The following is a 12,510-nucleotide window of genomic DNA, read 5'->3' on the forward strand; positions in this document are numbered from 1 at the left end:
TAAATCGAATGCAGTCTTTAGACGGTATAAAGTTTGCTGAAATGGTACAAATGGGGGCGCATCACCTTTACCAAAATGCAAATTATGTAGATTCATTAAATGTTTTCCCCGTTCCAGATGGTGATACAGGTACAAATATGAACTTATCGATGACATCTGGTGCAAAGGAAACAGAGCATGCTGCCTCAGAGCATATTGGTAAAACAGCACAGGCATTATCAAAAGGCTTGTTAATGGGAGCGCGTGGGAATTCAGGCGTTATTCTATCTCAATTATTCCGTGGTTTTGGGAAGTTTATTGAGAAGGAGTCAACAATTGATGCAAAGGGCTTTGCTGGAGCATTCCAGGCGGGGGTTGATACGGCATATAAAGCTGTTATGAAGCCAGTAGAAGGAACGATATTAACGGTGGCACGTGAAGCTGCAAAAAAAGGTGTAGAAGTAGCAGAAACTGAAAACGATATCATTGCCGTAATGGAAGCTTTTACAGCAGAGGCAAAGGCATCGCTGGATCGTACACCTGAACTACTGCCTGTTTTAAAAGAAGTAGGTGTGGTAGATAGTGGTGGTCAAGGCTTACTATTTGTGTATGAAGGATTTTTAGCTTCCTTGAAGGGGGAGGCTCTTCCAGAGAAAAATGACGCGACGCTAGATGATTTAATCAATGCAGAACATCATAGAGCCCAAGATTTCATGAACACTGCGGATATTGAATTTGGTTACTGTACAGAAGTAATGGTACGCTTAGAAGAAGGAAAAGAACCTTTTAATGAAGAACAATTCCGTAATGAATTAAATCCTTTAGGTGATTCTTTACTTGTTATTTCAGATGAGGAAATTGCGAAGGTTCATATCCATTCCGAGCAACCAGGTTCTGTTTTATCAATTGGCCAAAAATACGGTAGTCTTATAAAAATTAAAGTTGATAATATGCGTGAGCAGCATTCAGCAATCGTTGGCGAGGAACATAAAGCCCCTACGCCTGCTAAAAAAGTAGAAAAACATCCATATGCTATTGTAACGATTGCTATGGGTGAGGGTGTGGCTGAATTATTGCGCTCTATCGGTGCTTCCTATGTCATTGAAGGCGGTCAAACAATGAATCCTTCAACTGAAGATATCGTGAAGGCTGTACAAGAAATCGGTGCAGAGAAAGTATTAATCTTACCGAATAATAAAAATATAGTGATGGCAGCGGAGCAAGCGGTTGAACTATTAGAAATTGATGCAGCAGTAGTTCCTACAAAGACGATTCCTCAAGGAATGGCAGCGATTTTAGCGTTTAACCCAGAGGCGGCTGTTGATGTAAATAAAAAAACAATGTCAGAAGCATTTACAAATGTGAAGACAGGTCAAGTTACCTATGCAGTGCGTGATACATCTATTGATGGTGTTGAAATTCACAAAGATGATTTTATGGCATTGGCAGAAGGGAAAATTGTCCTTTCTACACCAGCACTAAAGGATGCAGCTGAAAAAGTAATTAAGGATTTAGTCGATGAAGATGCTGAGATTGTTACAGTCATTTATGGTGAAGATACAACTGAACAAGCTGCCTCTGAGTTGGTAGCTTTCATTGAAGAGAACTATCCGGATGTGGAAGTTGAATTATTTGATGGTAAACAAGGGTTATATCCATATATTATTTCAGTAGAATAATTACATGCTACTTTGCTATTCCGTAAAGAAAGCAGTGCACAAAACGTGTACTGCTTTTGTTTATGCTACAAAGAGAATATTGGATTAAATTTATTAAAAACGTACTAAATATGAATCATTCAATGTACGTACCCACAGGATATAAAATTTGGAAATATTGGAATGTCAACGCTTTCGTAGTTGTGTATATATGGTACGGACAATAAATAAGCATAAATATTTACTATAAATTATAGTAGTGGTAATTTTCTGAAAGTTGATAAATTAAATGCTTTACTTTTATAGTAACTATCAAGCATGATATAAATAAAAATAAATATTATTATACGGATAGAATAGAGGGGTGTTTGTATGAAGTTTACTTCAGTATTTGATATTATTGGACCAGTCATGATTGGGCCCTCCTCCTCTCATACGGCAGGAGCAGCTCGCATCGGGCGTGTTGCAAGGGATTTATTTGGTAGACAACCTAAATGGGCAAAAATTCATTTATATGGATCGTTTGCAGAAACGTATAGAGGGCATGGTACAGATGTTGCGATTGTAGGAGGCTTATTAAATTACGATACATTTGATGATCGTATTAAAACGGCATTTGAAGATGCTAAAAAAGCAGGATTAGAATACGAATTCATTCCTGAAACAGCTAATACCGAGCATCCAAATACGGCTCGACTTGTCATTGGAGACGATGAAGGGGAAATGTCAGTAGTCGGTATTTCAATTGGTGGCGGAAAAATTGAAGTCAGTGAAGTCAATGGCTTTAAATTACGTTTAACTGGTGGTATGCCAGCTATTCTTGTTGTTCATGATGATCGTGCTGGCTGTATTGCCAATGTAGCCAATTGCTTGGCGATGCATGAAGTCAACATTGGGCATATGGAGGTATCACGTATCGAACGTGGCTTAACTGCTTTAATGGTAATTGAAGTTGATCAAAACATTGAGGATAAGGTGCTACAGCAAATATCTTTAATTCCATATATTACAAAGGTCTCGAAAATTAATAACTAAGGAGGTGTCCTGTGATGGACGTTTTATTTCATAATGTTCGGGAACTTGTTGAACGAGCAGAGAAAGAAGATAAATTAATATCAGAAATTATGATTGAACAAGAAATATTGATAACTGGTAGAACGCGTGAAGAAATCATCCGGCAAATGGATCGAAATCTAACAGTGATGGAAGAAGCAATTGAACGTGGATTACAAGGTGTGCAATCAGTAACAGGTTTAACTGGTGGGGATGCCGTATTACTTCAAAATTATATTGCACAAGGAAAGTCACTTTCAGGTGATTTATTATTAGATGCAGTAAGTAAAGCGGTTGCAACTAATGAAGTAAATGCTGCAATGGGAACAATCTGTGCAACACCAACAGCAGGTTCAGCAGGTGTAGTGCCAGGAACACTGTTTGCAGTAAAAAACAAACTAAATCCAACTCGTGAGCAAATGATTCGTTATTTATTTACGTCAGGAGCATTTGGATTTGTGGTAGCCAATAACGCTTCCATCTCTGGGGCTGCGGGTGGTTGTCAGGCTGAGGTTGGTTCAGCTGCAGGTATGGCTGCCGCTGCTATTGTCGAAATGGCTGGAGGTACACCACAGCAATGTTCAGAAGCGTTTGCCATTACACTAAAAAACATGCTAGGTCTTGTTTGTGATCCAGTGGCTGGCTTGGTTGAAGTGCCTTGTGTCAAACGTAATGCTATGGGTGCATCTAACTCCCTTGTAGCGGCGGATATGGCACTTGCTGGTGTAACAAGTCGTATTCCATGTGATGAAGTAATTGGTGCTATGTATCGCATTGGACAATCTATGAGTCCTAATCTTAAAGAGACGGCACGAGGCGGTCTAGCAGCAACACCAACTGGTAAGGCGATCAGTAAAGCCATTCTTGAAAATGGTGGCTTACAAAGCATTAAAGCACTTCAATAAATATAAGAAACATGCTATCTAAATAGGTAGCATGTTTTTATGTTGGTTGATAACTTACTGGAAAGAAAAAACCTCTTACGTACATAGTCGATTTAAGTATAATTAAATTTTAATAAGGAAATGTATTTATCTTAATTATATAGCAGGGACGTGAATAGAGATGGATTTGCGTAATTTGAAAACATTTCATGTTGTTTCAACTTACCTCAACTTTACAAAAGCGGCTGAAATTCTTAATTATAGCCAGCCTACAATTAGCCAACAGATTAAAGCGTTAGAGGAAGAGTTAGGGCATATCTTAATTAATCGAATGGGTAAGAAGATGTTCCTTTCTCAAGTAGGAAAAATAGTAAAGGAACATACAGATCAATTATTTGGGATTATTGAAGAAATGGAACAGGATTTGAAGAATTTCGAAAAGCCATTTGGTCATTTGACAATCGCTGCACCAGAGTTTTATTGCGGCTATTATTTATCACATATTATCGGCTCGTTTTTAAAACAGTACCCTCAGGTAAACCTAAAACTTCTTTGTGCCAATAGTAAAGAAACAGCCAAACTTGTGAGTTCAAACCAAGCAGATATAGGTTTTGTAGCTGGATCCCCTAGTTACGCTGGTGTAGAGGGGATTTTATTGGAGGAAGAGGATTTAGTATTGGTTGGAAATCCACTTATTATAAAGGATCGTACTGTGCAGGAAATATTTGATGATTATCCCTTTATAACCTATGGAATGGATGAGTGTATTGTCAGTTGCCTGCAAGAAATTAAGTGTAAGCCACAAACAATAGTGGAATTTGGAAGCGAGGAAGCAATTAAGAGAGCAGTAATGGAACAAGTGGGTCTAGCCTTGTTGAGTGATATTATTATTCAAAAAGAGGTAACCAAAGGGAGTCTTCAAGTTCTGTACCGATTCCCTAAAAAGTTACCCACTTATTTAATTTTTCCTCAAAATGCTAAAACATTTAGTAATGTAAGTACATTTATTGATTTAGTTAAAGACACATGGAAAACAATTTAATTGGTTTGTATATCGAAAAGAATGAAAAGAATGTTGCTGCCTGGTGAAATCGCAGGGATGTAACGTTCTTTTTATTTGTAATTTTTTTGATGTATCCCAAAGAATTTATATGTAAATTTATCAATAGTAACTATTCAAAATAGTAATTTTTTATTTATTTTTTTATCAATTACAATAAATAAGACGGAAATTTCAAAAAAAGGGGATGGCTTTTTATGTTGGAGAGATATGTTACGTATTGATAGTGGACATAAAAATTTGTTTTTATTCAATGATTCAACTAAGGAGGATGGCGGATGAGTAAATTTATAGCTAATAAAGAAATAGAGCAACAAAAAGGAATTAATGTTTATGTGTTAATCTTTTGCCTTATTGTTATATCATCCATTTTAACGTATTTTATTCCAGCTGGTTCATTTCAACGGGAAGAAGTTAATGGACGTCAAGTGATTCAACCTGGGACATTTAGTTTTACAGATATGAACCCCATTGGATTTTTGGATATTTTTAGCAGTGTACATTCAGGCATGCTGCAAGGAGCAAGTATTATTTTCTTCGTATTGATTGTAGGAGGTACCTTTGGAATACTATCAGCCACAGGGGCATTAGAATCCTTTATCGCCATGCTATCTGTAAAAATGGCAAAACGCGAAATGTTAATAATACCAGTATTAATGTTGTTTTTCGCCTGTGCTGGGTCATTAATGGGGATGTCTGATGAAACGATTGTATATGTAGGAATTCTTGCACCGCTTGCTGTTGCCCTAGGGTTTGATGCAATTACAGGTTTTGCAATTGTTATTCTTGGTGCATCTGTCGGATTTTCGGCAGCTGTTATGAATCCGTTTACAGTAGGAATAGCGCAAGAGATTGCGGGCTTGCCATTATTTTCAGGAATTGCTTTTCGAATTGTCATTTTTATTGTCTTATACACAGTAGCAACAATATATGTTTATCGCTATGCAAGAAAAGTGAAAAATAATCCTAAACTCGGCTTTTATGGAAATTTTCGCAATGATGAGGGTGATTTCGTACAGGGGAATTCGAAAATGGAAATAAGACATAAGCTTGTTATGGCTACATTTCTTTTGAATTTTATCGTATTAATGTACGGGGTTGTAAAACTAGGTTGGTACATTACTGAAATAGCTGGTTTATTTTTATTGTTTGGTATTTTAATGGGGCTTATTGGCAAATTATCACCTTCGCATATTGCTAATTCATTTATGAAGGGTGCAGGTGATTTAGTAGGTGGCGCTCTTATCATTGGGTTAGCTCAGTCTATTTTAGTGATTTTCAATAACTCAGGATTAATTGATACAATTCTCTTTTACACATCTGCATTGCTTGATTCAGTTCCACCTGCACTAAATGCTGTAGGGATGTTTATCTTCCAGTTATTTTTAAATTTTTTAGTACCATCAGGAAGTGGACAGGCTGCCTTAACGATGCCAATTATGGCACCTTTATCAGATATGATCGGTGTTACAAGACAAACAGCCGTACTTGCCTATCAATTTGGCGATGGTATGTCGAATATTATATTCCCAACAGTAGGTTTTTTAATGGCGGGATTATCAATTGCGGGTATTCCTTGGGGTAAATGGATAAAGTGGATTTTTCCGTTTATGCTTATTCAAGTAACAGTTGCGGTAATATCGCTCATTATTGCACAAGTCATACAATACGGACCTTTCTAAAGGAGTTTAACAATGGAAATAATGAATATAAAAAAATTAGCAGAAAAGGCAATAGAGGATCGCCGTCATCTGCACCAATACCCAGAGCTTTCTGGTGAAGAATACGAAACAAGTGAGTTTATTCGTAAAAGACTAGAGGAGTTAGATATAGAAATTCTAGATTATGAACCTCCAGGTGTAGTGGCGTTTATAAAAGGGACAAAGGGAACAAAAACTATTGCATTACGTGCCGATATAGATGCCTTACCTATAAAAGAAGAGGGAGACAAACCGTACATTTCAGACAGGCAAGGTGTTGCTCATATGTGTGGCCATGATGGTCATACAGCGATTTTATTAGCAGTTGCAACATGGATAAGCTTAAATAGAGAGAAAATCGAGCCGAATATCAAGCTTATATTTCAATCAGCAGAGGAAATCACCCCAAGTGGCGCTGATTTATTAATTCAAAAAGGTGTGTTGGAAGATATAGATGCTATTTTTGGCATTCACTTATGGCAAGGTTTAGAGAAAGGGAAGATAGGTTTAACACATGGACCGATGATGGCTTCTATTGATGATTTTGAAATTATCATTCAAGGGTATGGTGGTCATGGTTCGATGCCACATGAAACAATTGATCCTATTTATATAGCTAGCCATTTAATGCAAGCTTTTCAAAGTATCATAAGTAGAAATGTCAATCCTATCGATGCGGGTGTCATTACAGTTGGTAATATACAAGCGGGAACCACTTATAATATTATTCCTGATACGGCAAAATTAACTGGAACGATCAGAGCATTGACACCGAACACTGTAAAAATCATTAAATCGAAAATGGTAAGTTTAACAGAAGGGATTTGCCGAGCATTTGGAGCAGAAGGAAAAATCGATTTTATTTTAGGAACACCTCCGCTCGTCAATGATCCAACACAATCACGATTTATTGAATCGATTGTACGGGAACAATTCGGAGATACCGCATTTAAGGTAGTCGAACCAGTCATGGGTGGAGAAGATTTTTCTTATTATTTACAACATAAGCCTGGAGCATTTGTTTTTGTAGGTATGGGTGGTGAAAAAAGCCAATATCCACATCATCATCCACGATTTGATCTAGATGAAGATGTTTTCCCTGATGCGATTCAACTATTTATAAATATTATCTTGCAACATAAATAATCAGACTATTTATACGAAAAGGAGTTTTACATCGTGATAAAAAAGATTGAAGTGTTTGCAGCACGTTTACAATTAAAGGAACCCTTCGTTATTTCTTATGTTCATTTAGATGATATGCCAACTATTCTTACCAGAATCGAGACGGATGAGGGTGTAGTTGGCTGGGGTGAAGCTGTGCCTGATCAAAATGTGACGGGTGAAACTTGGGAGAGCACGTATCACGTTATTAAACATGAACTAGCACCATTACTGATTGATGAAGATCCATTTGCAGTAGACCGTATCCATAAAAAGTTTAATGAAAAAATTGATGGAGTCCCTTCAGCAAAAGCCGCATTGGACATTGCACTCTACGATTTGATGGGGAAAATGACTGGTCAACCAGTTTATCAATTAATTGGTGGAAAAGCACATGAGGAATTACAGGTACCAAGAGTGATTAGCATTAAGAGTCCTGAGGAAATGGCTAAAGATGCAAGTGAATTTGTAAAATCGGGTTTCCGTAATATTAAAATAAAGGTTGGTACAAATGCTGATTTAGATATTGCTCGTATTCGTGCGGTAAGAGAAGCAATAGGTGAGGAGGTGCAACTGCGAGTAGATGCCAATCAAGGTTGGAATAGAATGGAGACACTAAAAGTAATAAGAGAAACTACAGCTTGTCATGTAGACTGGTACGAGCAACCTGTAAAAGCACATGATTTAAGAGCGTTAAAAGAAATCAGAGCCCTTTCACCTTGTAGTATTATGGTAGACGAAGGTGTTCATAATATTTATGATTTAGTCGATGTCATAGAAATGCGTGCTGCCGATATGCTAAATATAAAATTAATGAAATCAGGTGGAATCTATCCAGCTTTAGCGCTTGCAAGTCTTGCGGAGGCTGCAGAGATGCCTTGCCAAGTTGGCTCTATGGTTGAATCAGCAATCGGAACAATGGCTGGGGCACACCTAGCCATCAGTAAGTCGATTATCCATACAAACGAGATGGTCGGACCATTAATGTTTGTAAAAGATGTGGCAAATGTTACATACTATAAAGACATCCTGCAGTTAAGTGATAAAGCTGGATTAGGAATAGAAGTTGATGAGCAATATGTGAAAGAAATTACATGTTTCTCCTGTGAAATTAAATAATCAAAAGTTTAACCCTATCAATCATTGGTAGGGTTTTTGCTTATGTGTAGGGTTAGGGAAATAATTTATGGTACATTAGATAGAGAGAGTATAACACTACATAAACAATCAATGAAGGGAGTTGTGGGATAAGATGACTGAATTATATGGACCCGTCAATGAATTAAAAGGCGTCGGGAAAGAAACAGCAGCCCATCTTGAATCACTAGGAATCAATACAATAGCTGATTTATTATGGACGTTCCCACATCGACATGAAGATTTTCGTTTAAAAGATTTAGCGCAAACACCACATAACGAACGGGTTACAGTTGAGTGTAAGGTGGAGCGGGAGCCTACGATTTTATTTTTAGGTCGTAATAAGTCAAGACTCCAAGTAACTGTTTTAGCAGGAAGACATTTAGTAAAAGTCGTATTTTTCAATCAGGGCTATTTAAAGCAAAAGCTTGTACCTGGTTCCATTATTACGGTGACTGGTAAATGGGATCGAGGTAGACAAGTAATCAATGGCACTTCAGTTACATTTGGTCCTAAAACAGATCAAGTTGACTTTGAGCCTGTCTATAGTCTGAAAGGCTTGATCCCCCAAAAAAGATTTCGAAAATATATGCGACAAGTGTTAGACGATTGTGGAGAAGTACTGCCAGAGACCATTCCATATTATTTACAAGAGTCGTATAAGCTTGTTTCAATAAGAGAGGGCTTGGAGGGTATTCATTTTCCACTGGATGCTGGGCATGCTAAACAAGCAAGGAGACGCTTTGCCTATGAGGAGCTATTAAACTTCCAATTGCGTATTCAAGCTTTACGGAAAATAAGGAAGGATAGTGAACACGGTACAGTTATTCAATTTAATGTGCATAAGTTACGAGATTTTATCGCTTCCTTACCCTATGAATTAACGAATGCTCAAAAACGCGTGGTGAATGAAATTTGTAAGGATTTGAAGGAGCCGCATCGAATGAATCGCTTGCTACAAGGGGATGTAGGTTCGGGTAAAACCGTTGTAGCAGCAATAGGGCTATATGCAGCCGTAACAGCAGGTTTTCAAGGAGCCTTAATGGCACCAACTGAAATATTAGCAGAACAGCACTTAGAGAATTTGAAAGAATGGTTCCAACCATTTGGCGTTCGTGTTGCACTCTTATCCGGGTCCACTAAAACAAAAGAGCGACGTGTGATCTTAGCTGATTTGGCAAATGGAGATCTTGATATTGTTATTGGTACACATGCACTAATCCAGCCAGATGTTGTTTTTCATAAACTTGGCTTTGTCATCACGGATGAACAGCACCGCTTTGGTGTGGAGCAACGACGTATTTTGCGTGATAAAGGGGAGAATCCCGATGTGCTTTTTATGACAGCTACCCCGATACCACGAACATTAGCTATTACTGCATTTGGGGAAATGGACGTATCGATGATTGATGAAATGCCAGCAGGGCGTAAGCAGATTGAAACGCATTGGATGAAGAAAGAACAATTCGGCTCCGTTTTATCTAAGCTAGAATTAGAGTTAGCGGCTGGAAGACAAGCCTATGCGATTTGTCCGCTTATCGAGGAATCCGATAAGCTTGATGTTCAGAATGCTGTGGAAATTTATGAGCAGCTAGCGACTTACTTTAAAGATCGTTATCATGTCGGTTTAATGCATGGACGTTTATCAGCTGATGAAAAAGATGCGGTTATGCGTGCTTTTAGTGAAGGGACTATTCAAGTTTTAGTTTCTACAACCGTTGTAGAGGTAGGTGTAAATGTACCAAATGCTACCTTTATGCTTGTCTATGATGCTGAACGCTTTGGCCTAGCGCAGCTGCATCAGCTTCGAGGTCGTGTTGGTCGTGGTGAGCACCAATCATACTGTATTTTACTTGCAGATCCTAAGTCTGATGAGGGGAAAGAACGTATGCAATCGATGACAGAAACAAATGATGGTTTCCGTTTAGCTGAAAAAGATCTTGAATTAAGGGGACCAGGAGACTTTTTTGGTAGAAAACAAAGTGGTTTACCTGATTTTAAAGTAGCTGATTTAGTACATGATTATCGTATATTGGAGACCGCAAGAAAAGATGCCTCAGAGATGCTTGAAACAAAAGCATTTTGGCAGGATGACGACTATCAATACTTGCGTAAAATGCTAGAAGATACTGGTGTTTTACAAGGAGAGCGCTTCGATTAATCTGAGAAGCTTGTTAGCACAGAAAGAATGTAAGTACTTGATTTCAAAACAAGTCTTGCATTCTTTTTTTAACCTCTATATACTGATATTAGTACCAAGTGCTAATAACAACTCAAAAGGTGGCGAATGAAGTTGAGACGAACGAAAAAAGAGCGACAGCGACTACTATCTGAAACGATAGCTGAAAATCCATTCGTCACAGATGAACAGCTAGCAACACAGTTTCAGGTAAGTGTCCAAACAATTCGTTTAGACCGTATGGAATTATCAATACCAGAATTACGCGAGCGAATTAAAGATGTTGCTTCAAAAAACTATGAAAATGAAGTAAAATCTCTCCCGATTGATGAGGTAATTGGGGAGATAGTAGATATTGAATTAGATCATCGAGCACTCTCGATTTTTGATGTACAAGAAGAGCATGTTTTTCAGCGTAATGGCATCGCACGTGGGCATCATTTGTTTGCGCAAGCAAATTCATTAGCGGTTGCAGTAATTGATGACGAACTAGCACTAACCGTACATTCCAATATTACGTTTGTGAAACCTGTACGAGCTGGAAATCGTGTTATTACAAAAGCGATTGTTATCGGACGAGATGAACAAACACATCGAACAAAAGTTGAGGTAACATCTACCGTTAATGGTGAAACCGTTTTTGTTGGTGAGTTTGATATGTACCGCACGAAAGGTAAAGGTGAGTAACAATGAAATTAGCGCTTGATGGAATGGGTGGAGACAATGCACCAAAGTCAGTTGTTGAAGGTGCACTTTTAGCATTAGAGCAAATTCCAAACTTAGAAATTCAACTATATGGTCATCAAGATAAGCTGGAACCATTTTTAAAACAACATGATCGATTAAAGGTTATACATTGTGAGGAAGCAGTAGAAGGAACTGATGATCCTGCCCGTGCTGTTCGTAGAAAAAAGGATTCTTCCATGGCACGTATGATGGATGCAGTAGAAGAGGGTAAAGCAGATGCTTGCCTTTCTGCAGGGAACACAGGGGCCCTGATGGCGGGTGGCCTATTTAAAGTAGGTCGCATTGAGGGAATAGCTAGACCAGCATTAGCTACAACGCTACCAACATTAGACGGTAAAGGGTTTTTGATGCTTGATTTAGGGGCAAATGCAGATGCTCGCCCAGAGCATTTAGTGCAATATGCCATTATGGGTGATATTTATGCTAAAAAGGTTGGAGGTTTGCAAAAACCACGAATTGGCTTATTAAATATCGGTACCGAGGATAAAAAAGGGAATGAATTAACAAAAGCTGCCTTCGAATTATTGAAGGAAGCAGATTTGAATTTTATTGGAAATGTAGAAGCTCGTGATTTACTTGAAGGAGTAGCTGATGTTGTTGTAACAGATGGCTTTACAGGAAATATGGTGTTGAAGTCTATTGAAGGGACAGCAGGTGCTTTATTTTCTATGTTAAAAGAGGCCTTTATGTCTTCAACGAAAACGAAAATTTCAGCAGCGCTCATGAAAAATAATTTACGTGACTTGAAAAATAAAATGGACTATACAGAGTATGGTGGCGCAGGATTGTTTGGCTTACAAGCACCTGTTATTAAGGCACATGGATCATCAAATGCGAAAGCGATTTTCAGTGCCATTCGACAAGCCAATACGATGGTAGAGCATACGGTTATTTCGACGATTACGGAGACAGTACGCCACATAGAAATTGATTAAGCAAAGGGGATTAT

General features: G+C 38.1%; 10 protein-coding genes. All 10 read left to right on the plus strand.

Annotation, left to right across the window (positions count from 1 at the left end; translation table 11 throughout):
• Positions 1-8: 8 nt before the first annotated feature.
• The 10 genes from L6W14_RS04620 (at position 9) to plsX (ending at position 12,496) form a co-directional block, all read left to right on the plus strand.
• Entirely contained in the window at positions 9-1,658 is a 1,650-nt protein-coding gene (locus L6W14_RS04620) for a DAK2 domain-containing protein (RefSeq protein ID WP_237899634.1), read from the plus strand.
• Positions 1,659-2,009: 351 nt separating this feature from the next.
• Complete coding sequence (gene sdaAB, locus L6W14_RS04625; RefSeq protein ID WP_004269429.1) at positions 2,010-2,672, plus strand: L-serine ammonia-lyase, iron-sulfur-dependent subunit beta; 663 nt, start codon at positions 2,010-2,012, stop codon at positions 2,670-2,672.
• Between the two features lie 14 nt (positions 2,673-2,686).
• Positions 2,687-3,595: an L-serine ammonia-lyase, iron-sulfur-dependent, subunit alpha gene (gene sdaAA, locus L6W14_RS04630; protein WP_131521917.1), complete on the plus strand. Its 909-nt coding sequence runs from the start codon at positions 2,687-2,689 to the stop codon at positions 3,593-3,595.
• A gap of 160 nt (positions 3,596-3,755) precedes the next feature.
• Positions 3,756-4,616 carry a LysR family transcriptional regulator gene (locus L6W14_RS04635; RefSeq protein ID WP_131521916.1) on the plus strand — a complete coding sequence of 287 codons (861 nt, stop codon included), beginning with the start codon at positions 3,756-3,758 and terminating at the stop codon, positions 4,614-4,616.
• Between the two features lie 296 nt (positions 4,617-4,912).
• Positions 4,913-6,316 carry a YfcC family protein gene (locus tag L6W14_RS04640; RefSeq protein WP_237899636.1) on the plus strand — a complete coding sequence of 468 codons (1,404 nt, stop codon included), beginning with the start codon at positions 4,913-4,915 and terminating at the stop codon, positions 6,314-6,316.
• A gap of 12 nt (positions 6,317-6,328) precedes the next feature.
• Positions 6,329-7,480 carry a M20 metallopeptidase family protein gene (locus L6W14_RS04645; RefSeq protein ID WP_237899638.1) on the plus strand — a complete coding sequence of 384 codons (1,152 nt, stop codon included), beginning with the start codon at positions 6,329-6,331 and terminating at the stop codon, positions 7,478-7,480.
• A 33-nt stretch (positions 7,481-7,513) separates the two neighbouring features.
• On the plus strand, positions 7,514-8,617 hold the full coding sequence (locus L6W14_RS04650) for a mandelate racemase/muconate lactonizing enzyme family protein (protein ID WP_083225383.1): 1,104 nt from the start codon (positions 7,514-7,516) through the stop codon (positions 8,615-8,617).
• Positions 8,618-8,750: 133 nt separating this feature from the next.
• Positions 8,751-10,796 carry an ATP-dependent DNA helicase RecG gene (recG, locus tag L6W14_RS04655; RefSeq protein ID WP_237899640.1) on the plus strand — a complete coding sequence of 682 codons (2,046 nt, stop codon included), beginning with the start codon at positions 8,751-8,753 and terminating at the stop codon, positions 10,794-10,796.
• A 132-nt stretch (positions 10,797-10,928) separates the two neighbouring features.
• Positions 10,929-11,501, plus strand: coding sequence for a transcription factor FapR (gene fapR, locus L6W14_RS04660; protein ID WP_004269421.1), 573 nt, complete (start codon positions 10,929-10,931; stop codon positions 11,499-11,501).
• A 2-nt stretch (positions 11,502-11,503) separates the two neighbouring features.
• The gene (gene plsX / locus L6W14_RS04665) at positions 11,504-12,496 is read left to right on the plus strand and encodes a phosphate acyltransferase PlsX (protein WP_048391651.1); all 993 of its coding nucleotides are present in this window, start codon (positions 11,504-11,506) and stop codon (positions 12,494-12,496) included.
• Positions 12,497-12,510 lie beyond the last annotated feature (14 nt).

This window comes from Lysinibacillus sp. ACHW1.5 (assembly GCF_022014815.1).
GTDB lineage: Bacteria > Bacillota > Bacilli > Bacillales_A > Planococcaceae > Lysinibacillus > Lysinibacillus capsici.